The organism is Ochrobactrum quorumnocens, from assembly GCF_002278035.1.
GTDB classification, from domain to species: domain Bacteria; phylum Pseudomonadota; class Alphaproteobacteria; order Rhizobiales; family Rhizobiaceae; genus Brucella; species Brucella quorumnocens.
In genome coordinates this window covers 1,860,761-1,885,076 of record NZ_CP022604.1, presented here as the reverse complement: position 1 = coordinate 1,885,076, position 24,316 = coordinate 1,860,761, and the positions used below count along the sequence as shown (strand labels likewise).

Below are 24,316 nucleotides of genomic sequence, written 5' to 3'. Positions count from 1 at the left end.
AATTTGACGTTTGAATCCCAATTGACACACACGCTGTTTCAAACGTCAAATTTGAAAAATCCACTAGGTTCATAAATTTGCTAGTGGTCTGCTTGATTCCGACATTTGTCCGATGCCTGTATCCGAGGGATGCAAATGTCGGAATCAGACCACTAGCTGTCCGAACTCGAGTTACTCGTCAATAGAGAAGGGTTGAACTCTTCCAGAAGCTGCGCGGCTGTCTTGAGATCAAGATGCGCCTTGATTGGCAGATGGTCAGAGGCCGTGCGCGCCAGTGGCGTATTATGGACTTCAACAGCTGTTACCAGATTATGTGGCGTACCGAGAACCCGATCGAGCGCAAACACCGGAAAGCGCGAGGGAAAGCTTGGTACTGCCGTCGCCACATGGTTGAACATTGGCATGAGCGAGGCCAGCGACGAACGCTTGCCAACGCGCCATTCATTGAGATCACCGATCAATAGTGTCGGTAATGTATCGGCTTCCTGCAGGGCTGAAAGAATGCTTTCTGCCTGCTGTTCGCGTGAGCGTTTCAAAAGCCCGAGATGGGCGGCAATGACTCGCAAGGGGCCTGATGCAAATTGCAGGTCCGCGACGAGCGCTCCACGCGGTTCTACACCTGGAAGCGACAGTTGACGGACATTGCGGACCACGCCTTCGCGAAACAGCAGCACGTTGCCATGCCAGCCATGGCCTTTCGGCATGGTTGAGGTAATTGGTACTGGGACGAGGCCGTGGCGTTTTTCGAGCAGGCCAAGATCAAGCAGACCGGAACGCTCGCCAAAGCGCTTGTCTGCCTCTTGCAAGGCAATCACGTCTGCGTCGATTTCACTGATGACATCGGCAGTGCGCTGAGGGTCGAAGATCTTGTCGACACCAATGCACTTGTGCACGTTATAGGACGCAATAACGATATCGCCTTCAGTGACGTTGGTGTGAAGCGGCCTGAAACCCGGTCGATTCCGGATGGCCGTCAGTATCTTCTTGGAAATTCGACCTGGGTCTTTTTTCTTCTGCACCCGCTTGCTGCCCCATGTGGTTAGCTAGAGCATTTCCTATCTAAGATGAATCGTTAGAAATGCTCTATCTATTTGTTTTTGCGCATGTCTTTATCCCAAAATAGGTTCCCGCTTTGGGAGACATGCTCTAGAACTGTCTGGATACCCATATAAATAGGGTATTTTGCAGTTTGAACAGTATTTGCGGATCACAGATTGCTGAGAAGTTTGTTTTTTCACTTGGTCTATCGTGTGATGAAGCGGACAATCCGGTCGACAAGCCCGGTATAAGGCGGCTTGATTATATCCGTTGATGCAGGCGTATATTTCGTCAGAACCGGCATAGCCTTGGAAAAGGTGAGGAAGCCGTCTTTGCCGTGATAGTGTCCTATGCCGCTATGGCCCACGCCACCAAATGGTAAATCCCCACAGGCGAAATGGTAGAGGGTGTCATTGATACAGACACCGCCTGCAACGACATGAGAAAGCACAGTGTCGATTTCAGCGGTATTGTCGCTGAAGCAATAAAGCGCCAGTGGTCGCTCCTGCCCCAAAACATAATCGATTGCCTCATCAATTGATCGATAGCTGATGATCGGCAACAAGGGGCCAAAAATCTCTTCGCTCATGATTGCGCTGGTCGGCGCTGGCTCAAGGATTGCGGTTGGTGTCATCAGGCGTGGATGGCTTGCAGCGGCATTCAGAAGCGGGATGATGGCTTCGCTTTTATCTTCCGCGTCATGCAACAGATTGGAAAGACGCGCATATTGAATATCATTGATGATAGTCGTGCGGTCGTTTTCTGCCGATGCGCCATTATAACGCTTCTGTGTTTCTTCTCGTAGCAAAGCAATGAATGCATCGCGTTTGCTTTGATGGATCAGTACGTAATCGGGAGCAATGCAGGTTTGACCTGCATTGAAGTATTTGCCCGTGGCGATAGAGCTGGCCGCACGTTTAAGGTTGCTGTGATCGCTGATGATCGCTGGCGATTTGCCACCCAGCTCCAGCGTTACCGGTGTGAGGTTTTCTGCAGCTGCTTTCATGATCTTGCGACCGACAGCCGTCGATCCTGTGAAGAACAGGTGATCGAAGGGCAGGGCGGAAAACTCTGCTGAAAGACCAGCGTCACCAAGAATGACCGTTGCCCGATTTTCCGGAAAAGCGTCGGCAATCAGTTTTTGCAGGAATTCGGACGTATGTGGCGTGTGCTCTGAGGGTTTCAGGAACACGTGGTTTCCAGCAGCTATTGCTGCCACAAGGGGCGCGAGTGCAAGATTGACCGGATAATTCCACGGCGAAATGATACCAACCACGCCAAGAGGCACAAAGCGCAGTTCTGCTTTTGCTGGCCAGAGTTTCCAGCCAGCCTTGCGATGCTGTGGTTTCATCCATCGCTTGAGGTGATGAAGTGTGTGGTCAATCTCGGCGAACACGACGCTTGCTTCACCCAACAGCGTTTCATGAACCGAACGGTTTCCGAAATCCGCATTGATGGCTTTTGCCATATCATCGAGACGTTCATGAAGCAGCTTACGCAGGCGACGCAGGTCATCAATGCGCTGTTCAAAAGGTGGGCGATGATCGATCCGGTTTTGCCGCAGGTGTTGGAAAGTCGTTTGCAATGTTTGCTGTGATGAAACGGCTTGATCAGCGCTCATAGGCAAAGTTCTCCGTTGAGCGTGCAAAAAGGAATTGTGCCACATAATAGGTGCTGAGCACCCAAAGCCCGGCGAGGGGGATTGATGTATAGAAACGGTTAAAGGCGAGCAGCGTGTCGCTTACCATGAAGAACAGACCACCCGCAGCCGCTAGTGTCGCGCTATAGCGCAAGGTGGGTGAGAGTTTGTCTGAAAGTGCACGACTAACGGCCTGCGCGGCCATCACGCCAATTGCGGTTGCATAAATGACAACCGGAACTTTCATTGCCGACGGCAGAGAAGTCCACAGGCCTGCGATAATTGCAATTGCGAGGACGGCGAAAATCAGGAAAACGAGTTTGTTTTCAGCAAAGCGCGTCTTGCGACACAATGCATAAATGTAAATGCAGTGGGTGATGAGGAAACAGATCAGCCCGACCAAAAAATAATCGCCCGGCAGCATCAAAAAGAAATCACCAGCGGCGGCAAAGGCCAACCCTAGCGCGATTGCAAATCCATAGCTTTTTGAGATGAGGCGCGGAGCGCACCAGATCGCACAAAGCAGCAGTAATGTTGCGGTGGGCTTGGTCAGATAATGTAACCAACGCCAGAAGGGTATTTCCCCATTCTGGCTCAGCACGCTGCTTAACACGGCGCAAATCGCGCTTACCAGAAACAGCCGGTAAAACAGGCCATTTCTTCCGAAATCGAGTAAGCCTTTGCGACGCATTTTTCTCCCCCTCTTGCTTTATCTCAGGCTGATATTGTTCTGGCTATTAAGCTTTTTGATCCAATTGGAGCGGCTCCAGTTAAGATTGAATCGTTGGCCGCGTCTCACTGTTTATTTTTATGCATTGGCCTCACGCAAAGCTGTTTCGCACTTTTGGCTCAATGCTTCATTCGTTTGTCTGCTCAGCCTCACGACGACGTTTACGACCGATCCGTTCCGCACGTGTTGAGAGTTCAGTATTCCCTTCGAGGTCTGATTGCAGAATGAGACCATGTTGCCTAAGCCAGCGGATTATCTCCCCAAACTCAAGATCGTAGGCAGGTTGATCCATCTGATTTGTCCTTCAAATCGCATTGCGCAGACGAAGGATGCGCGGAGTTCTCGCATGTGGCAAGGCCCAAAGCATTGTGGGGCAATGAAGCGATAGTCGGTTAACTATTTATTAACCAATCCTGCTCATTATAGGGCCATAGCTGTTGTCGTGACTGCGGATGTACCAGCACTGACGATAGCGCAAAAAGGCCGGCTAATTGCCCGGCCTTTTTCTTTTTCAGGGTTCAATTTCCCAATAGTACGGCAGGACAAGCTGTTACGCAGAATGCGAAGGGGCGGAACGGCTTGGTGCGTCCGATTTGTTATTGCCCAATCACGATCCTTACGGTCTGTCGACTGACATCCCGATGCTGCCAGAGCAATTGCCACCACGGCGATGAGCGAGAGTGCTTGCTTCTTCATGTCGTTCATTTTCTTTGGATTTTGAACTCAAACGTTCAGGAAACTTGCTCGTTGAGCAGGAAGCCGGAAAGCTTGAAATGCGAGAGAAAAGGATAGAGACGGCGCGTGTCTTTTGATCGAAGACACCCCCGTTTTCATCTGCCCGACATGGCAGTGATTTAAGCCTATCCACCCGTGCCCGGTCTAGTTTGAAACCGTTGTTTTTCGGTTTCATTCATATTCAAAAAAGCGGTCCTCGCAGGGCGTTTTGTGTCTGTTGATAAAGTTGTTACGCTCTTGGTGAAAGGAAACTGTCAGCGGAAACTTGGGCAACAAAAAAGCCCGCGCAAGCGGGCTTTTTGGGGCGCTTCTGGACCTTGGTAGTGGTCTGAAGACTTGGAAATGGTGCCCAGAAGAGGACTCGAACCTCCACGCCCTTGCGAGCGCCAGCACCTGAAGCTGGTGCGTCTACCAATTCCGCCATCTGGGCGACGAGGACCGATCTAAGGGGTAGGCCTCACTCTGTCAATCGCGTTTTCGAGATTCAATCAGCTTTTTTTCACATTGCTGTTTCGAATGCAGAAAAAGCCTAGCGCATCGGTCCTAAAACCGGAACTCGGGCGCAGCGCATAGATGCATCTGCGCCCGAAAATTCATTATGCGGAAAGCACTTCCTTGGAAGCGACAGTCGAATCGGCGTTCAGCTTGTAGATGATCGGAACGCCGGTGTTGAGTTCCTGCTTGAGAATCTCTTCCGGTGTCAGGCCATCAAGCGCCATGATAAGCGCACGCAGCGAATTGCCGTGGGCTGCAACCAGAATGGTTTCGCCACGCAGCACATGCGGCTGGATGGTGTGCAGGTAATAAGGCCAGACGCGTGCGCCGGTATCCTTCAGGCTTTCGCCGCCCGGAGGAGGAACGTCATAAGAGCGGCGCCAGATATGGACCTGCTCTTCTCCCCATTTTGCACGTGCGTCGTCTTTGTTGAGCCCCGAGAGGTCGCCATAGTCGCGTTCGTTGAGAGCCTGATCGCGGATGGTTTCGAGATCGGACTGGCCGAGTTCGTCAAGAATGTGCTGGCAGGTGACCTGCGCGCGCGACAGGACCGACGTGTATGCGAGATCGAACTTGAGACCCGCAGCCTTCAGGCGCTGACCAGCGGCTTTGGCTTCCGCATGGCCTTGTTCGGTAAGGCCCGGATCACGCCAGCCAGTAAAAAGGTTCTTCAGGTTCCATTCGCTTTGGCCGTGGCGGACCAGGACGAGGGTACGAGACATCGCAGCACTCCGTTGGGATGAAAATAACAGATCAGTCGTTAAGCCCGAGAACATCGAGCATGGAATAAAGGCCGGGTTTCTTGCCATGCGCCCAAAGTGCCGCTTTCACAGCACCTCGCGCAAAGATTGTGCGATCCTGAGCATGGTGAGAGAGGGTGATACGCTCTCCTTCGCCAGCCAGAATGACTTCGTGGTCTCCGATAACGGAGCCGCCGCGTAACGTCGCAAAACCAATCGTGCCTTCCTCGCGCGGGCCCGTATGACCATCGCGTACGCGCACGCTCTTTTCAGCAAGATTGATCGCTCTACCTTGGGCCGCTGCCTCACCCAACAGAAGGGCGGTGCCTGATGGCGCGTCGACCTTGTGCTTGTGATGCATTTCGAGGATCTCGATGTCGAAATCTTCAGGACCAAGTGCTTGAGCTGCCTTCTTGATCAAACCAGACAGAAGATTGATGCCCAGACTCATATTGCCGGATTTGACGATTGTCGCATGGCGCGCGGCAGCAAGAATTTTTTCTTCGTCTTCAGAGGAAACACCTGTGGTGCCAATGATATGGACGATGCGGGCCTGTGCTGCGAGCGCTGCATAATTCACTGTGGTTGCAGGTGTGGTGAAATCGAGCACACCTTGCGCTTTGACAAAAACCGGCAGCGGATCGTCGGTGATTGCGACGCCGAGATTGCCGACACCTGCAACTTCGCCAGCATCTTTTCCAAGAAATGGGGAACCAGGGCGCGCAATGGCACCGGACAACCGCGCACCGTCGATAGCATGGATGGCGCGGATGAGAGCCTGTCCCATACGACCATTTGCCCCCACGACCACAAGGCCCATTTCAGCGTTCTCAGCCATTCGACGTTTCCTCCGAGCCAGTCTTTCCGATGAGCATGTCATCCTTGCCGCTCTGAAGCTGATAGAAGCGGGCATAGACGCCATTTGGTATCTTGATCAGGTCGTTGTGGCGGCCTTCCTCGACAACATATCCGGCTTCCATCACGACAATGCGGTCGGCATTGACGACGGTGGAAAGACGATGCGCGATGACGATAGTCGTACGATCCTGCATGATGTGATCAAGCGCCTGCTGCACACGCTTCTCGGACTCATTATCAAGTGCGGAAGTCGCTTCATCGAGCAGCAGTACGGGTGCTTTACGCACGATCGCGCGAGCAATGGATACACGCTGACGCTGGCCGCCGGAAAGCGTTACGCCATTTTCGCCGACCGGAGTATCATAGCCCTGCGGTTGTTGAAGAATGAACTCATGCGCATTGGCAAGCTTTGCTGCCTCGACGATTTCATCCAGCGTCGCATTGGGGCGTCCATAGCGGATATTATCGGCGATTGTGCCTTCAAAAAGATAAGGCTGCTGGGATACATAAGCCACGGAATGGCGCAGCGACTCTTTCGTGACTTTTGAGATGTCTTGTCCGTCGAACAAGATTTGTCCATCGGTGACATCGTAAAAGCGTTGCACGAGACTGATGAGGGTCGATTTGCCGGCACCCGACGCCCCCACGATAGCGGTGGTTTCGCCTGCCTTGGCTGTAAAGTTCACACCATGCAGAACTGGTGCGATATCGCTATAGGCGAAGTGCACATTCTGGAAATCAATTTCGCCAGGACCAGCCTTGAGCGCAATGGCATCAGGCGCGTCACCCTGATTGGGTTCGATATCCAACACTTCATAGATCATGCGTGCATTCACAAGCGCACGTTCCAGTCCGACCTGCAAACGTGCCAGACGGCGGGCAGGGTCGTATGCCAGAAGTAGCGCAGTGATGAAGGCAAACATCGCGCCCGGAGGCTGCTGATTGAGGATCGCATTGTAGCCGCTATAGGCCAAAACGCCTGCGATAGCGAAACCGGCCAGAATTTCGGCAATCGGCGTGGTGCGTTCTGATACGCGCGCGATCTTGTTGCTTCTGTTTTCTGCCTGATCGATCAGCGTGCTTATCTTGCCGCGAAGCTGGTCTTCCATGGTGAAGGCCTTCACGATGGAAATGCCCTGCACGGTTTCCTGCATAGCTCCCAGAAGATGGGAGTTGAGGTGCACGAGATCGCGGGTGACAGACCTGATGCGGCGAGAAATATAAGAAACTGCGAGAACGAGCGGTGGCCCGACCAGAAAGACCACAGTCGACATGAACGGGTCTGTATAGAACATCATGCCAATCAGGCCGATAAGCGCGACGAAATCCCGCGCAATCGATGTGATCGTCATGTTCAGGAGGTCGCGAATACCATTGACGTTCTGGTTGATCTGAGCTGCTAGATGACCCGAACGCGTGTCGTTGTAAAAATCCAATCCAAGCCTGAGCAAGTGATCGAAGATGCGCTTCTGATAGCGCGCGACCAGATTGTTACCGATCTTTGCAAGCTCGACCGCCTGAATATAGCTGGAAAGGCCGCGCAGCACGAAAATGCCGAGGATCGCGCCACAGATGACCCAGATGAGACCGATTTTCTGTTCGTAGAAAATCTTGTCGATCATTGGCTTCATAAGATAGGCGAGCGCACCATTTGAAACGCCGACGATAAGAGAGGCGGCAATAGCTATGGCATAGCTTGTTTTATACTGATGCGCATTTTCCGATAGCATGCGGCGAATGACACGCGTCGCTTCGCTCGGATCGATCTTCTTCTTTTTCTTTTTGAATAGGCTCACGGGCAAAGTGCTTTTTATCTAGCAGCCGTTGGCTGTCGTTGATCTTGCATTTTCGCGTGTCTCTTTGGACTGGAAACGACAAAAGGCTGCAATGAGTGTTTTCATTGCAGCGCTTCTATAGCGTTATCTTTGTCGCTTGACCATGCCTGCGATAGCGAAGCCGCTTAGCTGATACGCCAGCGGCGACCATCGGTGGAAACCTCAAATCGGGACGGTGCCCGCGCAAATGCAGAAAGTCCGCTCAGTGCTGCAAGCGGATGCACAACGACGCGAACCGGAATATCCCGCATAAAATGTGTATGAGGGGCTTTGTCTTCAAAGGCTGCTCGGAACGAGCCTGCTTTCAAAGCAGGCAGAATGCGCTGCGGGATGCCGCCAGACAGATAAACGCCGCCATGCGCCTTGTAGATCAGCGCAAGGTCGCCTGCCAGTCTGCCGAGATAGGTCACGAAAAGATCAAGTGTTTCGACTGCCTGTGCATTGCTACCATCAAGACCTGCGGCCGTGATATCCGGCGGTGTGTCGAGAACTGGCGTTACCATATCTGCGGCGCAGATTGCGAGATAGAGATTGCGCAGACCGCGTCCGCAAAGAATTTGCTCTGCAGCGATGCGGCCTTCGATTGGTTCGATATGCGGGAAAACCTGATAATCGCGCTCGCTGCGGGGGCCGATATCGATATGTCCACCTTCGCCGGGAACTGGAACCCAGGCCTTGCCAGTGCGCACAAGGCCAGCAACGCCAAGACCGGTTCCGGGACCAAGCACTACGCGTGTGGCGACGAGCTCTTCGTCGTGGCCGCCGATCTGGTGCAGATACTCCTTGCCGATCGAAACGACAGCGAGCGCCTGAGCTTCAAAATCATTGAGAACGGTGACGTCCTCAAAGCCTAAGTTTGCGATCAATTGTTTGGGGCGAACCACCCAGTCGCAATTGGTCAAGTCGATTTCATCACCATCGACAGGGCCCGCAACAGCCAGAATAGTTGAGCGGGGGCGTAAGGACGTGTGATAGAGGACCGTTTTCTCGATTGCATCGTCAATCGTTGCATAATCAGCTGTCTGGACCACGGGGAACTCTTTGGGTTCCGCATGGGCATCAACCAGGAGCGCAAAGCGCGCATTGGTTCCACCGATATCGCCGACGAGGACGGGAAACTTGAAACTCTGGTCAGCGTCAATCATGGTCTGCCTTGCTGCTTCGTCTGTTCTTATTGTTTGCGGGCTTATCTGAATATGCTGGTTAATCCAGCACTCTTACCAGCTTTTCAGCGGTTGCGGGATTAAGCGCCATTGGGATGTCATAAACACTGCCGAGGCGTGTCAGCGCTTTCACGTCGACATCATGTGGAAGTGGCGATAGCGGGTCGATGAAGAAGATCAATGCCTGCACCGTTCCTTCGGCAATCATTGCGCCGATCTGCTGATCGCCGCCAAGCGGTCCGCTTTTGACACGATGGATATTGAGCGAAGGGCAGGCCTCTTGGATGAGACCGCCTGTCGTTCCGGTCGCAACGATATCGTAGTGTGACAAGGCTTTCTCATGCGTACGCGCAAACGCGACCATCTCGTCTTTCTTCAGGTCATGAGCGATCAAAGCAATGCGCAGACGTTCTGTCATGAGATTGATAACCTTGTCATTTGAACTTTAAATCGTTTAAACCCTATAGCGAAGGCATGATTAAGTGAAAAGCATGTTTTCTATTTTTTGAGAACTGCTTTAATTCGCACCATAAATCACGTCCGCAATCGAATCCGGTGACGGACCATTGAGCACTGCGGCACAGGCTTTTGGCAAGTCTGAAACCATAACCGGCTTTGGCTTCTTCGGAGGTTCTTTGGATGGCTTTGCAGGCTTCCAAGGCTCGTCGGTAAACCACCACGCCAGCGATTTGTCGCAACCATCACCTGCCGCCACCTTGGGCTGTGGCTTGCAGTCGGGCGATCCGGGCTGACAATGCAATCTCACATGAAAATGATAGAAATGCCCCCAATAGGGACGGACTTTGCCAAGCCAGCTACGGTCGCCTGTCACTGTATCGCAAAGCTGCTTCTTGATGCCGGGGTGGACGAAGATGCGCTCGACTTCCGGATAGCTGGCTGCGTGCCTGATGAGTGCCGTGCGGGCAGGGGTCCATTTCTGCGGATCGACGTATAGCGAATCCTTTTTCAGCATGGACACAGCGGACACACTTTCACGTTCTGCATCGGTGAAGCGTTTCTTTGGCATCGGCGTCAACCAGATATCGGCATCAAGTCCGACCTGATGCGAAGCATGGCCTGTCAGCATTGGGCCGCCACGCGGCTGTGAAATGTCGCCGACCAGAAGACCGGGCCAGCCGTCTTTTGCTGCGTCGCGGGATAGTTTTTCCAGCAGGCCAATTGTGCGCGGGTGTCCCCAGTTGCGATTGCGAGAAAGCCGCATGACCTGCCAGTTGGGGCCATCGATAGGGAGGGCAACACCACCGGAAAGACAGCCCTTGGCATAAAAGCCTATGGATTGCGGTGATTGCGCCAGAACCGGCAGCTGTTTGCTGCCGAATGCCTGCTTGGCAGGGGCGTCCTGAGCTAAGGCCTGCGTTACAAAGTCCGGGGCGATCATTGCCGCAAGACAGGTTGCCAGAACAAGCCGCGGCCAGAATTTCGAGCTGGATCTCTTTGCCATGGGCAATTTCCCATAAAAACTTTTGCTCGAATCATTCGAGCGGATGGGCCGGATTATGCTTTGCGTTCGTCAAAACGGCAATCAACTACTCATTTTACGCATGTCTTCACGCCAAAACCGACGCCCATTTTGGGGAGACATGCGTTAGCGCCAATTATGGTCTCGCCACATGGCGGAAAAAGCGGCTTTATAATCGGGATGGATGAAATCATAGCCGAGATCTTTGATGCGCTGGTTGGAAATGCGCTTGTTTTCACCATAGAAAGAGCGCGCCATCGGCGTCATGTCCGCTTCCTCAAATGGAACTTCTGGCGGAGGTGCAACGCCCATCAACTCGGCTGCGTAGACCACCACATCCTGTGGCGGTGCAGGCTCATTATCGGTGATGTTGAAAGCGCCACCTGTATTGGTGCCTGCCAGAAAACGTAGCGTTCCGGCAATGTCATCGACATGGATACGGTTGAAGACCTGATCTTCCTTGATGATCCGTCGTGCCGTACCGCGCTCCAGATTAACAAAGGCATTGCGTCTCGGACCGTAAATGCCGGACAGACGCAAAAGTGCGACCGGTGTCCCGTGCCGTTCGCTTAAAGCATCCCATGCATCTTCTGCTTCAACGCGCTCAAGCGACCGGCGCGAAGTGGGTCCGCGTGGGGCGGTTTCATCGATCCAGTTGCCATCGTGATTGCCATACACACCGACGGTAGAAAGATAGCCGATCCAGCGGATCGTGTTGTCAGGACGACGAAGCGCTTCTTCGACGATTGCCAAAGAAGGATCGCCGCTTTCGCGAGGCGAGATCGAGATAACAACGTGTGTTGCTTTCGCAAGTCGGTCGATCAGTTCTGGGGAGGCGCCTTCACCATCAAAAATAATGGGCGCGATGCCTGCTTTTTCCAGCGTTGGGAAGTTTTGCTCGTTACGGGTAGTGCCATCGATGCGTTCTGCCTCTCCGGTCATCAGGCGGGAAAAAGCCTGAGCAGAATAACCGGCTCCAAACAGAAAAATGCGCATGTCAGCTGTCCTCCAATATCCATTCTTCGCGCACCGTATCATCCTCTTCGCTTGAGGCCAGACGTTTCTGCAAAATTGTGAAACGTTCTGTGGTGGCGAGCTGCTTGAATGCCCAGACTGCTGCACCACGTACAACGGGGGAGGTGTCTCCAAGCAGATTTTCGACCTGAGCCAGTAGCGACGGATCTTGTGAATTGCCCGCTGCGATCAGCACATTGCGTAAGAAGCGGTCGCGTCCAATCCGTTTGACTGGAGAGCCAGAAAACAGCGTGCGAAAAGCCGGGTCGTCAAGAACCAGAAAATCGGCAAGACGAGGGGCTTTGAGATCGTCACGGGCTTTCAGCTTCATTTCGCTGGTTGCTTGAGCGAATTTATTCCAGGGACATACCGACAGGCAGTCGTCACAACCATAGATGCGATTGCCCATCGATTTGCGGAACTCGGGTGGGATCGGGCCCTTATTCTCAATGGTGAGATAGGAAATGCAGCGTCGCGCATCGATCCGATAGGGCGAGGGAAACGCATTCGTCGGACAGGCATCAAGACAGGCACGGCAGGAACCGCAATGATCGCGGTCAGGCTTATCGGGTGGAATTTCTGCGGTCGTAAAAATTGAGCCGAGAAAAAGCCACGAGCCGTGTTCGCGGCTCACTAGATTGGTGTGTTTGCCTTGCCAGCCAATACCGGCAGCTTCCGCCAATGGCTTTTCCATAACGGGTGCGGTGTCGACGAAGACCTTGACATCCTGACCAGCGCGGGCCGCAAAACGGCTCGCCACATGCTTGAGTTTACCCTTGATGATGTCGTGGTAATCGCGGTTCTGCGCATAGACCGAAATTGCCGCCCGGTCTTTATGTTCAAGAATGCTGAGCGGATTGCTGTCCGGACCATAATTCATGGCAAGGATCATGATCGAGCGGACTTCCGGCCACAATACACTTGGATTGGCACGGCGGTCTTCCGTTTCCTCCATCCAGAGCATGTCCGCGTGATGGCCATCGGCGATATATTGCCGAAGTCGCTGCGGTGCTTGTGGGATAGTGTCGGGTGTAGTGAAAGCGACCGCGTCGAAACCTACAGCTTTCGCTTCCTCAATGAGAAAGCGCTTGAGCTTGAGATCCTTTTCCGAAACCTGTCCAGAAACCTGTTTTGTCTCAGAAGTCGAGGTCGCCATAATGGGCCACTGGTGCTAGTCCGCGCACACGATCGGAGAGCAGAGGACGGAAGGCTGGGCGCGATTTCATACGTGCATACCAGTCGCGTGCGGCCTTGGTTTCGCTCCACTCGATTTCGCCGAGATAGTCGAGCACGGAGATTGATGCTGCTGCTGCCATGTCAGCATAACTCGGATGACCACCAGCAAGCCAGTCCCGTGTTGCAGCAAGCCAATCGATATATTTCATGTGCTGACGGATATTGGTACGGGCTGCGCGAATAGCCGTTGAGTCAGGTGCACTACCGCCCATTTCGTCGGCCATTTGAAGCTTGAACACACGTTCGCGTGCAATATGTCGCGTGACTTCGTTTTCAAATTTCAGCAGGAACCAGTCGACAAGGCGGCGCACTTCTGCGCGCTCCATCGGACTTTCAGGCAGCAGGCGGCGACTGCGCTTCAATGCGCCACGCGTCTCGTCGAGATATTCTGCAATGACTGTCGCACCGACAACCGGCAGGTCGCGTTCTGCGAGCAGAACGGGCAATGTTGCGGCCGGGTTGAGCGCTAGAAATTCTTTACGCCGCGACCATGGTCGCTCCTCAATCAGTTCGGCTTCCACATCATATTCGCCGAGGATAAGCCGCACATAGCGCGAGCCTGAAGACATGGGATGATGAAAAAGCGTAAGCATAATCGACGCGGTACTCTCGACTGACAAGCTTTAATTGATACCCGTAGAGGCCCAGCGGCTGGCATTTGCGCTGACAGCAGGTTATTTCTGCAGTCAGGCGATTCGAACCACCTCAACGGAATGTTTAGTCTATAAGGGCTATGCCTGCGGGAGACAAGCAATCGCTTAAGTGCCTATTCTTGCATTTTCATGCTTAACAGCTCGTCAAGACACGCCATTTTCATCCTGATCACCTCCCTAAGGTACTGACTTCATGGAAATTTATAATCTTCTGGAAGCCGCTTTTCTTGGTCTCATCGAAGGTTTGACGGAATTCATCCCCGTTTCCTCCACAGGCCATTTATTGCTGGTCGGTCATTTTCTGGGCTTTGAATCGACGGGCAAGACCTTTGAGGTGCTCATTCAGCTCGGCGCGATCCTTGCGATCCTGACGGTCTATTCGGCAAAGCTCATCAAAATTCTCACCGATTTTCCGCGCGATGCGCGGACGCGTCGGTTCGTTCTCGGCATTCTCGTGGCGTTTCTGCCCGCAGCGGTCATCGGCGCGATGGCCCATGGCTTTATCAAGAGCGTGCTTTTTGAAACGCCAATGCTGGTCTGCGCTATGCTGATCCTCGGTGGTTTTATTCTTCTATGGGTCGATCAGCTGGAGCTGAAGCCGCGTTATCGCGATGTAATGGATTATCCGTTGCCGATCTGTCTGGCCATTGGCTTTATCCAGTGTCTTGCCATGATCCCGGGCGTATCGCGCTCTGGTTCAACGATTGTTGGCGCCCTTTTACTTGGTGCAGACAAGCGTTCGGCAGCAGAATTTTCGTTCTTCCTTGCCATGCCAACTATGGCCGGCGCTTTTGCCTATGACCTCTATAAGAGCCACAGCATGTTGTCGATGAATGACGGAGCGCTGATCATCGTGGGCTTTGTGATGGCATTTATTTCAGGCGTGTTCGTCGTGCGCCATCTGCTCGACTATGTTTCCCGCCATGGCTTCAAGCTGTTCGCCTGGTGGCGTTTGATTGTTGGCTCGCTTGGAATGGCTGCTCTGCTAATCTGGGGGTAAGTCGAATTTAAAGCGTTTCCAGCAAAAATGGGAACCGGTTTTGCGTTCGGAAATGCGTAAAACAAATAGTTACAGCGGTTCCAACGATCCAATATTAATCGGAACCGCTGTAAAGCGTAAAAGAAAAGGGGCCTTTCGGCCCCTTGTTTTTGGTCTCACACTATACTCAGGCCAGTCCGGTCTTTGTGTACTGACCTGCAACACGATAACGCCAGAGATAGGCTGGAAGGATTGCATCCACGGCTTCAGGCGTAATGCCCATGCCCTGAAGCGTGCGGCCTTCCTTAGCAGCCTGTTCCGACACGACATTATCGTATTTGAGTAACGTCACCTGATCGTTGGTGAGCAATGGGTTCGGCAAAAGGCCAAGAACCGATGCCTGCAGACGAGCAACCCACCATGGCATGGAAATGATGATGCGCTTGCGGGCGATGACGCCGAGCATATCTTTCATCCAATGCTTGAATGGCTGTGCGTCCGGGCCGCCCAGTTCATAAACGCTGCCTGACTTTAGCTTGCCATCAACCGCGTGGGCAACGGCCTCTGCGACGTCACCGACATAGACCGGCTGGAGCTTTGTTTCGCCACCACCGATGACCGGCAGGAATGGCGAAAAACGTGCCAGATTGGCAAAGCGGTTGAAGAAGCGATCTTCATGGCCAAAAATGATCGATGGACGCAGGATAACGGTGTCCGGCAGAACCGAAAGCACCGCCTTTTCGCCTTCTGCCTTGGTGCGGGCATAGTCAGACTTCGAATTGGCATCGGCTGCGAGCGACGAGAGATGCGTCATCGGAACGCCAGCAGTTTTTGCGGCCTCCGCAATGTTCTTGGCGCCCAGCACCTGAACGCTGTTGAAACGTTGCTTGCCGCTTTCCGAAAGAATGCCGACAAGATTGATGACGTGATCAGCACCCATGACGGCGCGCTCGACCGACCAGCGATGGCGGACATTGGCCTGTACCATCTGGATCTGGCCGACATTGCCAAGGGGGGCCATATAATAAGCAACTTCCGGCTTGCGCACGGCAACGCGCACGCGATAGCCGCGCTTGGTGAGGCTTGCTACAACCGCGCGCCCGACAAAGCCAGAGCCGCCGAAAACGGTGACCAGTTTTGGCCTGTTGTGGACTTCGTTCGGTTCGGTCTTCATCCTAAACTCCTGCATGAAAGCCTGATTATACCGCCAGACGATATGATTGCGGCATGCTTTTATCGCGGTGATTTATCGCCTTTTGGCAACAACGCAAAGGGGACTTGTTGTCACGATGTCGAAACTGACCGCTTTTCCAGCATTAAACGCGCAATACCGCTTTGAGATTTCGCGGCTTACTGGTAAATCGCGCGCATGAGCACACCACTTGACCATATTCGCAATTTTTCGATCGTCGCCCATATCGACCACGGCAAATCGACGCTGGCCGACCGCCTCATTCAATTGACCGGCGGGCTGGACATGCGTGAGATGAAAGACCAGGTCCTCGACTCGATGGATATCGAGCGCGAGCGCGGCATTACTATCAAAGCCCAGACCGTTCGTCTTAACTACAAGGCGAAGAACGGCGAGGACTATGTGCTGAACCTCATCGACACCCCCGGACATGTCGACTTCGCCTACGAAGTCTCGCGTTCGCTGGCTGCGTGCGAAGGTTCGCTCCTGGTGGTGGATGCCTCACAGGGTGTTGAAGCGCAGACGCTGGCCAATGTTTATCAGGCCATCGACAACAATCACGATATCGTTGTGGTGCTGAACAAGGTTGATCTTCCGGCAGCCGAACCAGAGCGGGTTCAAAGCCAGATTGAAGAAGTAATCGGCATTGACGCCAGTAAAGCCGTGATGATCTCTGCCAAAACTGGTCTTGGCATTCCGGACGTGCTTGAAGCTATCGTCGAGCAGCTGCCTCCTCCGAAAGAAGGCGACCGCAATGCGCCGCTGAAAGCCATGCTGGTCGACAGCTGGTATGACAGCTATCTCGGCGTTATCGTTCTGGTGCGCGTCATCGATGGTGTGCTGAAAAAAGGCCAGACCATCCGCATGATGGGAACCGGTGCGAAATATCCGGTTGAACGTACCGGTGTGTTCACACCGAAAATGGCGCAGGTCGAAGATCTTGGTCCGGGCGAACTGGGATTTATTACTGCTTCCATTAAAGAAGTCGCTGATACCCGCGTCGGTGATACCATCACTGAAGATCGCCGCCCGACCGAAAAGCCCCTGACGGGCTTTAAACCTGCGCAGCCGGTCGTGTTCTGTGGACTGTTCCCGGTTGATGCGGCAGACTTTGAAGACTTGCGCGCTGCCATGGGCAAGCTGCGTCTCAACGATGCGTCGTTCTCCTTTGAAATGGAAACCTCTGCGGCACTCGGTTTCGGCTTCCGCTGTGGCTTCCTTGGGCTTCTGCATCTTGAAATCATTCAGGAACGCCTTGAGCGCGAGTTCGATCTCGACCTGATCACGACAGCTCCTTCGGTTGTGTATCGCCTGAACATGCAGGACGGCTCGCAGAAAGAGCTGCATAACCCGGCCGATATGCCGGATGTGGTGAAGATCGAAGCGATTGAAGAGCCGTGGATCCGCGCCACCATCATGACGCCAGATGATTATCTTGGCACGATCATGAAGCTCTGTCAGGAGCGTCGCGGTCTCCAGATCGATTTGACCTATGTCGGCCCGCGCGCCATGATCACCTATGATCTGCCGCTCAATGAAGTTGTGTTCGATTTCTATGATCGTCTGAAGTCGATCTCCAAGGGCTATGCCTCGTTCGACTATAATCTGTCGGATTATCGTGAAGGTGATCTGGTCAAGATGTCGATCCTGGTCAACGAAGAACCGGTGGATGCGTTGTCGATGCTGGTTCACCGTTCGGCTGCAGAGAAGCGCGGTCGTGTGCTTTGCGAAAAGCTCAAGGAGCTGATCCCGCAGCACATGTTCAAGATCCCGATTCAGGCAGCCATTGGCGGGCGCATCGTTGCGCGTGAGACGATCTCGGCTCTGCGTAAGGACGTGACGGCCAAGTGCTACGGCGGCGATATTTCGCGTAAGCGCAAACTTCTGGACAAGCAGAAGGAAGGCAAGAAGCGCATGCGCCAGTTCGGCAAAGTGGAAATCCCGCAAGAGGCCTTCATTCAGGCTCTTAAGATGGGTGATGATTGATCTTTTGGTCTTTCGATTAGCTATGGACGATCAAACGTTTTGCCTATGCACCGGATGAAAGTGTCTTCTTTCGATGCTGTTCCAATCCGATGCTGTTGAAAGATTATTGTATGAAATAGGGGCGCGTTAGCGTCCCTTTTCTTTTGGGATATTTATTTTGATAGCGCTACCGCTTTCCCGCATCCTGAGGAGCCGTTGAAAACGGCGTCTCGAAGGGCGGGGGTGACGAGCAGATAAACGGCACGACTATTTCCGTTGAGAGAGCTCCGGTAAAGCTTCGTAATTGAGGGCGATAAGCGCTTCTTTCTTGGCGCGCGACCATCCTTTGATCTGGCATTCGCGTGCAATTGCATCAAGGATCCGGTCATAAGTCTCTGTGAAAACCAACTCCACCGGCCGTCGCTTCTTGGTATAGCCTTCATAGATGCCTTGGTTATGCTCCCAAATCCGAGCCTCAATATCCTGCTAGGTCAGGCCCGTATAATACGAACCATCCGCATATTTGAGAATGTAAATCGTTGCTTCCATGACTTGCCCCCGCGTATCTTTGGAAGCTAGATATTGCTCGAAGTGCGCCACCCTAACAAGTCGGGCAATTGCTTGAAGGCCTGCCGTGGTTCAAAAGGTTAAGTTCATGTCGATACGTCCCCGCATCTCCATCACCTACTGCACGCAATGCAACTGGATGCTGCGGGCGGCGTGGCTGGCGCAGGAGCTTTTGCAGACTTTCGGGCAGGATCTGGCGGAAGTGGCACTGCGGCCCGGAACAGGTGGCGTGTTTGAAATTCGCGTTCATATGACCGATGGCAATGAAGAGCTTATCTGGGAACGCAAGCTTGACGGTGGTTTTCCAGAAGCCAAGCTTCTGAAGCAACGCCTGCGGGATATCGTCTGGCCAGATCGCGATCTTGGGCATTCAGATAGCAAGCCGAAACCAGAATAGAAAAAGCCCGCAGTTTGCGGGCTTCTTTGTTTGGATGGGCTGTTAGTCTTCGTCCACCACGCGCAGCCGCATTTGGGTGGGGGCGGTTTCTGGCTGGCGGGTGGGGCGCTGGGCCTCCTCAGTCGGCGCTGGTCCAAATTCAAGCGCTTCGATTTTTGCACCGCGCTTTGTCACTTTGTTCGAGGACACCAGAATATCGTCGATATCCTTATTGGCCTGCAGGAAGTGGGTTTGCAGCTTGCGCACACGCTCATCAAGACGACCCACATCTTCCATCAGCCGCACCACTTCACCCTGAATGACATGGGCTTGCTCGCGCATGCGGGCGTCCTTAAGGATCGATTGGATAACCTGAATAGACAGCATGAGCAGCGACGGTGAAACAATAACGATCCGTGCCCGGTGTGCACGATGGATCAGCGCTTCAAAATGCTCGTGAATGTCCGCGAAGATCGATTCCGATGGCACGAACAGGAACGCGGTATCCTGCGTTTCGCCGGTAATGAGATATTTGTCGGACACATCCTTGATATGCACTTCCATGTCGCGGCGGAACTGTGCAACGGCGGCCTTGCGTGCCTCCGGGTTTTCCGTTTCGCGCATGGAATTCCATGCTTCAAGCGGGAATTTTGCGTCGATCACCAGCGATGGTGAATTGTTTGGCATGCGTACCAGACAGTCAGGGCGCGTGCCATTGGTCAGTGTCGCCTGAAACTCATAGGCACCCTGAGGCAGACCATCGGCAATGATCGCTTCCATGCGCGACTGGCCGAATGCGCCGCGTGTCTGTTTGTTGGCGAGGATCGCCTGCAACTGTACCACTTGCCCTGCGAGCGACTGGATATTGTTTTGCGCGGTGTCGATGACGGCCAGGCGCTCCTGCAATTTGGCAAGATTCTCATGGGTTGAGCGTGTCTGTTCGGTCATGGTCTGGCCGATGCGGTGCGTCATGCCGTCAAGACGCTCGCGGATGGATTGATTAAGTTCTGCCTGCCGCGAACCAAACACTTCGGCCATGGTCTGCATGCGGCCTTGCATCTCGGACTGTGCTTTCAGAATCTCGGCCATGCGATATTCCGCATCGCGGGCACGATCTTCTGCCTGCGCTTCGGCCACCGCCCGAAGACGGGCTGAGCGCGCTGCCGCAATGAGGAAAATAGCAAGGCAAACTATGAGCACAACAATGCCCGCCAGAAGAATATCTCCGAGCGAGAACGAAGAAGCACCGAGCTGCAGGAGCGGCTCATTCAATAGATTCTGATTTTCCATGCGTCCAGCTTAGCTGATTCGTCATGCAAAGGTGAGATCAAAACGGGAACATTTTACAAGTTACAATTGACGATTCTTTTGCGAGCGATTACGTGAAACTCATGTCTATAAAACCGCTTATTATTCTTCCTGATCCCGTTCTTCGTGAACTGTCCAAGCCCGTCGAGCGCTTTGATGATCAATTGCGCAAATTTGCCGGCGACATGTTCGACACGATGTATGACGCGCCGGGCATTGGTCTTGCCGCCATTCAGGTGGGCGAACCTTTGCGCATGCTGGTCATCGACCTTGCCAAGGAAGATGAGGCGAAGGCCCCGCACGTCTTTATAAACCCTGAGATTGTTGCTTCGTCTGACGAGCGCAGCGTTTATGAGGAAGGCTGTCTGTCAATTCCGGATTATTATGCGGAAGTTGAACGGCCTGCGACGATCAAGGTCAATTATTTTGATGCCGACGGCAAGCCGCAATCGATGGATGCCGATGGCCTGATGGCAACCTGTTTGCAGCATGAGATCGACCATCTCAATGGTGTGCTGTTCATTGATCATATCTCCAAGCTGAAACGCGATATGGTCATCAAGAAGTTCAAGAAGCTCGCCAGCCAGCGCGCGTCAAACAGGGCGTTGTGATGCGTATCGTATTTATGGGGACGCCGGATTTCTCGGTGCCGATTCTGACTGCTATTATCGGGCATGGCTATGAAGTGGTGGCGGTCTATACACAGCCGCCGCGCCCGGCAGGTCGTCGCGGACTCGAGCTGACCAAGTCGCCAGTTCATGAAAAGGCTGAGGAATTCGGCATTCCGGTTTTCACGCCCAAAAGCCTTAAGGGTGCGGAAGAGCAGGATGTTTTCGCAAGCCTCGAAGCCGATGTTGCGATTGTTGTGGCTTATGGCCTGTTGTTGCCGCAAGCCATTCTCGATGCACCGCGTCTTGGTTGCTACAATGGCCATGCCTCGCTTCTGCCGCGCTGGCGCGGAGCGGCGCCTATTCAGCGCGCGATCATGTCGGGCGACACCGAGACCGGCATGATGATCATGAAGATGGATGTGGGGCTTGATACAGGCCCTGTTGCCATGGCTGAAAAGATCGCGATCACGCCAGATATGTCGGCGGGTGAATTGCATGATCGATTGAGCATGATTGGTGCCGATTTGATGGTGCGTGCTCTGGGAGCGCTTGAACGCGAAAGTCTGACACTTCAGCCGCAGGACGAAGAAGGCGTGACCTATGCCGCCAAGATCGACAAGGCCGAAGCGCGCATCGACTGGTCGAAGCCAGCTGCGCACGTGCACAATACCATTCGCGGTTTGTCGCCGTTTCCGGGTGCGTGGTGCGAAATGGAAATCAATGGCGAGGTTGAGCGTGTAAAATTGCAGCGCTCCACGTTGGGCGAGGGCAATGGTGCGCCGGGCACAGTGCTTGATGATCGGTTGACCATTGCATGTGGAGACGGTGCCGTGCGGCTCGTCACGCTGCAGCGTTCAGGCGGCAAGCCCCTGGCGGCGCAAGAATTTCTGCGCGGTGCGCAAGTCGCGAAGGTTCTCTGAGCGGTGCCTCGTTATAAAATCACTGTCGAATATGACGGCACGCCCTATGTCGGCTGGCAGAGGCAGGAAAACGGCCATGCGGTGCAGAATGCCATTGAGCAGGCGTTCAAGAAGTTCTGCGGTGAAGATCTGACATTGAGCGCGGCTGGACGTACAGATGCGGGCGTCCATGCGAGCGCGCAGATTGTTCACGCCGATCTCACCAAGGATTGGGGCGCTGCGAAAATCCGCGATGCACTCAATGCGTATCTGGTGATGGCTGACGAACGTATCAGCATTCTGAATGTCGAAAAGACGACAGATGCTTTTGATGCCCGGTTTTCAGCACGTGGCCGGCATTATCTATATCGCATTCATAACCGTCGTGCGCCGTTGGCGATTGATTATCATCGTGTTTGGTGGGTGCAGAAGCGCCTTGATCACGAAGCGATGCACGAGGCCGCAAAGCGGCTTTTGGGCGAGCACGACTTTACAACTTTCCGCGCAACGCAATGTCAGGCAAAGAGCCCGGTGAAGACGCTCGACAGGCTCGACATCACGCGCGATGGCGACTATGTGGAAATGCGGGTTTCTGCCCGCTCGTTCCTGCACAATCAGGTGAGATCCTTCGCGGGTAGTCTCATGGAAGTAGGCGTGGGGCGTTGGACGGCAGATGATCTGCAGGCTGCTTTGGAAGCCAAAGACCGTAAAGCTTGCGGTCAGGTTGCCCCGCCTTACGGCCTTTATCTCGTCGGTGTCGACTACCCATTTCCATTCTAAAAAGTTTGCGCGCTAATCCCAATGCCGAAAAGCTGCTGCAGGAACACTGTGATGAACAGTGAGCCGAAGAATACGCAAGCGAAAAACGGGGCGACATAGGCGTGTGGACGTTGCAGCACGATGAATGTCAGTCGGTAGCTCAGGATGACAGAGATACCGAACAGCACGATCGCAAACAGCGTCGCAACATCGAGAAAGCCCGGAAAAAACAGCTGCAGCAGCGTAATCGGAGCGAAAAGCCACGACAGCAACGCGCTGCCCCAGTTTGTTGCTATGACGTAGGCTGCATAGCGTTTTGAAATGCCTATCCGTCGGGCCAATATTCCAATAATGACAAGCGGTATTACCCACGCGGAAAGGTCGACGAATGCCGCGCGGATGACGATTGCAAGGCGCAGGCCTGCTTCATCGCGACCGGCAGTCAGATCGGCCGCATAGGCAACCCATGTTGCCAAAAGCGGAGGCAGGGCGATGACAATCGCATAGAAAGATGCCCAGAAATCTTCTGCAGAGATATCGAGGTATGCAAGGCCGTCCTTACGGCCAAGCATCATCTTCCAGACGCCCGTGAAATATCTGAAAATATCATCCAGACTGGGCATGAAGTTCCTTATCCAAAGAAATCAGCGATGAAACGTTCGTAAATCTGTGTGAGGCCTTCAAGATCAGCAACCGCGACACGTTCGTCAACCATGTGCATGGTCTGTCCGACAAGGCCAAACTCGACCACTGGACAATAGTCCTTGATGAAGCGTGCGTCGGACGTGCCGCCCGACGTAGAGAGATTGGGGCGCTTGCCGGTGACTGCTTCAACGGATGCTGTCAGCGTACCGATGAGCTTCTCGTCACGGGTCAAAAAGACATGGCTCGGATTTTCGCGCCAGACCAGTTCGTAGTTGATTGGCGTTTCACGACCTGGGCGCAGGCGGTTATTGCGTGATGCCTTTTCAAGACGTGAGATGATCTCCGCCTTCAGGCTATCCGCTGTCCATGTGTCGTTGAAGCGAATATTGAAGGAAGCACTAGCCTTATTGGCAATGACATTGGTGGCCTTATTACCGACATCGACGGTCGTCACTTCAAGATTGCTGGCCTGAAAATCCGCCGTACCTTCATCAAAAGCAGGGTAAAGCAGGCTGTCGACGAGCGTCGTGATGCCACGAACCGGGTTTTCAGCCAGATGTGGATAGGCGGCATGGCCTTGCACACCATGGACCGTAACGATGCCCGAAATCGAACCTCGGCGTCCGATCTTGATCATATCGCCAAGTGTGTTCGGGTTTGTCGGTTCACCCACAAGCGACGCGTCCCAGCTTTCGCCGCGCTCTTTAGCCCATTTCAGAAGCTTTTCGGTGCCATTGATCGCCGGGCCTTCTTCGTCACCGGTAATCAGGAAGGACACGCTGCCCTTTAAGCTTCCATGCTTTTCGACGTGACGTGCGACGGCTGCGACAAAGCAGGCAATGCCACCCTTCATGTCGACCGCGCCGCGCCCATACATAATGCCGTCTTCAATGGCTGCCGAGAAGGGCGGATGCTTCCAGTCGGCTTCATCGCCCGGAGGCACAACATCGGTGTGGCCAGCAAACATCAAATGAGCGCCATTGCCCGATTTGCGCGCGTAGAGATTTTCAATGTCAGGCGTGCCTTCATCGGTGAAGACCGGGCGCTGGATGGAAAAGCCCATCGGTGCAAGCATGCCTTCAAGTGCCGTCAGCGCGCCACCCTCAGCGGGCGTAACCGACGGGCAGCGAATGAGAGCGGCAAGGTTTTCGGCAGGATTGGTAGGCAGGCTCATGGTGTTACAGCTTTACTCTGAGAATCGTATGGGCTTGAGATTAGATCGGGAAGCTCCCAGATGAAACAACAATCCCATAACTGGGTAAACACGAGTGGATCGGCCCTAAAATCGGAATCGATGTTAGGAAAGCACGATGCTTGGGTTCAATAGCTTAGAGCGTCCGTGCGCAGAGCCGAAGAGGGCGCAGGGCGCTCTAAGAGCAGACATTTATCGCGGCTTTTC

General features: G+C 53.7%; 24 protein-coding genes, 1 tRNA gene and 1 pseudogene. 6 read left to right on the top strand and 20 right to left on the bottom strand.

Annotated features, from left to right (window positions below):
* Nucleotides 1-152: 152 nt before the first annotated feature.
* The 15 genes from CES85_RS18645 to CES85_RS18585 all read right to left on the bottom strand — a co-directional run bounded on the left by CES85_RS18645 (nt 153) and on the right by CES85_RS18585 (nt 13,556).
* Nucleotides 153-1,019, bottom strand: coding sequence for an endonuclease/exonuclease/phosphatase family protein (locus CES85_RS18645; RefSeq protein WP_095447267.1), 867 nt, complete (start codon nt 1,017-1,019; stop codon nt 153-155).
* A 224-nt stretch (nt 1,020-1,243) separates the two neighbouring features.
* Nucleotides 1,244-2,659 (bottom strand): coniferyl aldehyde dehydrogenase, encoded by a 1,416-nt coding sequence (locus CES85_RS18640; RefSeq protein ID WP_095447266.1) that lies wholly within the window; start codon nt 2,657-2,659, stop codon nt 1,244-1,246.
* Entirely contained in the window at nt 2,649-3,368 is a 720-nt protein-coding gene (locus tag CES85_RS18635; protein WP_095447265.1) for a lysoplasmalogenase, read from the bottom strand. Before CES85_RS18635 ends, CES85_RS18640 begins: the two co-directional genes overlap by 11 nt.
* 166 nt (nt 3,369-3,534) lie before the next feature.
* Complete coding sequence (locus CES85_RS27200; protein ID WP_157743471.1) at nt 3,535-3,699, bottom strand: hypothetical protein; 165 nt, start codon at nt 3,697-3,699, stop codon at nt 3,535-3,537.
* Between the two features lie 128 nt (nt 3,700-3,827).
* Nucleotides 3,828-4,103, bottom strand: coding sequence for a hypothetical protein (locus CES85_RS27195; RefSeq protein ID WP_157743470.1), 276 nt, complete (start codon nt 4,101-4,103; stop codon nt 3,828-3,830).
* A 382-nt stretch (nt 4,104-4,485) separates the two neighbouring features.
* Nucleotides 4,486-4,572, bottom strand: a tRNA-Leu gene (locus CES85_RS18630).
* Between the two features lie 166 nt (nt 4,573-4,738).
* Nucleotides 4,739-5,359 (bottom strand): 2,3-bisphosphoglycerate-dependent phosphoglycerate mutase, encoded by a 621-nt coding sequence (locus CES85_RS18625; RefSeq protein WP_095447264.1) that lies wholly within the window; start codon nt 5,357-5,359, stop codon nt 4,739-4,741.
* Between the two features lie 31 nt (nt 5,360-5,390).
* The gene (gene dapB / locus CES85_RS18620; protein ID WP_095447263.1) at nt 5,391-6,215 is read right to left on the bottom strand and encodes a 4-hydroxy-tetrahydrodipicolinate reductase; all 825 of its coding nucleotides are present in this window, start codon (nt 6,213-6,215) and stop codon (nt 5,391-5,393) included.
* On the bottom strand, nt 6,208-8,031 hold the full coding sequence (locus tag CES85_RS18615; RefSeq protein WP_095447262.1) for an ABC transporter ATP-binding protein: 1,824 nt from the start codon (nt 8,029-8,031) through the stop codon (nt 6,208-6,210). The genes dapB and CES85_RS18615 overlap by 8 nt, the downstream gene beginning before the upstream one ends.
* A gap of 164 nt (nt 8,032-8,195) precedes the next feature.
* Nucleotides 8,196-9,215 (bottom strand): glucokinase, encoded by a 1,020-nt coding sequence (locus tag CES85_RS18610; RefSeq protein WP_095447261.1) that lies wholly within the window; start codon nt 9,213-9,215, stop codon nt 8,196-8,198.
* 58 nt (nt 9,216-9,273) lie between these two features.
* Nucleotides 9,274-9,651: a methylglyoxal synthase gene (locus CES85_RS18605; RefSeq protein ID WP_064320996.1), complete on the bottom strand. Its 378-nt coding sequence runs from the start codon at nt 9,649-9,651 to the stop codon at nt 9,274-9,276.
* A 99-nt stretch (nt 9,652-9,750) separates the two neighbouring features.
* Nucleotides 9,751-10,695, bottom strand: a complete 945-nt coding sequence (gene mepA, locus CES85_RS18600; RefSeq protein WP_095447260.1) for a penicillin-insensitive murein endopeptidase — start codon at nt 10,693-10,695, stop codon at nt 9,751-9,753.
* A gap of 144 nt (nt 10,696-10,839) precedes the next feature.
* The gene (locus tag CES85_RS18595) at nt 10,840-11,709 is read right to left on the bottom strand and encodes an SDR family oxidoreductase (RefSeq protein WP_095447259.1); all 870 of its coding nucleotides are present in this window, start codon (nt 11,707-11,709) and stop codon (nt 10,840-10,842) included.
* A gap of 1 nt (nt 11,710) precedes the next feature.
* A complete protein-coding gene (queG, locus tag CES85_RS18590) occupies nt 11,711-12,883 on the bottom strand; it encodes a tRNA epoxyqueuosine(34) reductase QueG (RefSeq protein ID WP_095447258.1) in 1,173 nt (390 codons plus the stop codon).
* On the bottom strand, nt 12,864-13,556 hold the full coding sequence (locus CES85_RS18585) for a glutathione S-transferase family protein (protein WP_024899239.1): 693 nt from the start codon (nt 13,554-13,556) through the stop codon (nt 12,864-12,866). Before CES85_RS18585 ends, queG begins: the two co-directional genes overlap by 20 nt.
* Before the next feature lie 253 nt (nt 13,557-13,809).
* Between CES85_RS18585 and CES85_RS18580 the strand changes: the two genes are divergently transcribed.
* A complete protein-coding gene (locus tag CES85_RS18580; protein WP_095447257.1) occupies nt 13,810-14,616 on the top strand; it encodes an undecaprenyl-diphosphate phosphatase in 807 nt (268 codons plus the stop codon).
* 166 nt (nt 14,617-14,782) lie between these two features.
* Here the strand turns inward: CES85_RS18580 and CES85_RS18575 are convergent, their stop codons facing one another.
* Nucleotides 14,783-15,769 (bottom strand): complex I NDUFA9 subunit family protein, encoded by a 987-nt coding sequence (locus tag CES85_RS18575; protein WP_095447256.1) that lies wholly within the window; start codon nt 15,767-15,769, stop codon nt 14,783-14,785.
* 195 nt (nt 15,770-15,964) lie between these two features.
* Here CES85_RS18575 and lepA point away from each other — a divergent pair, with 195 nt between their 5' ends.
* Nucleotides 15,965-17,773 (top strand): translation elongation factor 4, encoded by a 1,809-nt coding sequence (lepA, locus tag CES85_RS18570; protein WP_095447255.1) that lies wholly within the window; start codon nt 15,965-15,967, stop codon nt 17,771-17,773.
* Nucleotides 17,774-18,019: 246 nt separating this feature from the next.
* Here lepA and CES85_RS18565 read toward each other — a convergent pair.
* Nucleotides 18,020-18,301: pseudogene (locus CES85_RS18565) on the bottom strand (GIY-YIG nuclease family protein).
* Nucleotides 18,302-18,407: 106 nt separating this feature from the next.
* Between CES85_RS18565 and CES85_RS18560 the strand changes: the two are divergent.
* Nucleotides 18,408-18,716 carry an Rdx family protein gene (locus CES85_RS18560; protein ID WP_095447254.1) on the top strand — a complete coding sequence of 103 codons (309 nt, stop codon included), beginning with the start codon at nt 18,408-18,410 and terminating at the stop codon, nt 18,714-18,716.
* Nucleotides 18,717-18,758: 42 nt separating this feature from the next.
* Here CES85_RS18560 and CES85_RS18555 read toward each other — a convergent pair whose 3' ends face one another.
* Entirely contained in the window at nt 18,759-19,985 is a 1,227-nt protein-coding gene (locus CES85_RS18555; protein WP_095447253.1) for a DNA recombination protein RmuC, read from the bottom strand.
* Between the two features lie 101 nt (nt 19,986-20,086).
* On the opposite strand from CES85_RS18555, the gene def reads away from it, so the two are divergent.
* Genes def through truA form a run of 3 tightly spaced genes read left to right on the top strand, consistent with a single transcriptional unit; the run spans nt 20,087 to nt 22,293 of the window.
* Nucleotides 20,087-20,614, top strand: coding sequence for a peptide deformylase (gene def / locus CES85_RS18550; protein ID WP_024899246.1), 528 nt, complete (start codon nt 20,087-20,089; stop codon nt 20,612-20,614).
* Nucleotides 20,614-21,534 carry a methionyl-tRNA formyltransferase gene (gene fmt / locus CES85_RS18545; RefSeq protein WP_095447252.1) on the top strand — a complete coding sequence of 307 codons (921 nt, stop codon included), beginning with the start codon at nt 20,614-20,616 and terminating at the stop codon, nt 21,532-21,534. Before def ends, fmt begins: the two co-directional genes overlap by 1 nt.
* A gap of 3 nt (nt 21,535-21,537) precedes the next feature.
* Entirely contained in the window at nt 21,538-22,293 is a 756-nt protein-coding gene (gene truA / locus CES85_RS18540; protein ID WP_095447251.1) for a tRNA pseudouridine(38-40) synthase TruA, read from the top strand.
* Here the strand turns inward: truA and CES85_RS18535 are convergent.
* Both CES85_RS18535 and dapE read right to left on the bottom strand, forming a co-directional pair.
* Nucleotides 22,290-22,895 (bottom strand): hypothetical protein, encoded by a 606-nt coding sequence (locus tag CES85_RS18535; protein ID WP_095447250.1) that lies wholly within the window; start codon nt 22,893-22,895, stop codon nt 22,290-22,292. The two genes, truA and CES85_RS18535, sit on opposite strands and share 4 nt — an antisense overlap.
* A gap of 8 nt (nt 22,896-22,903) precedes the next feature.
* On the bottom strand, nt 22,904-24,091 hold the full coding sequence (gene dapE, locus CES85_RS18530; protein WP_095447249.1) for a succinyl-diaminopimelate desuccinylase: 1,188 nt from the start codon (nt 24,089-24,091) through the stop codon (nt 22,904-22,906).
* Nucleotides 24,092-24,316 lie beyond the last annotated feature (225 nt).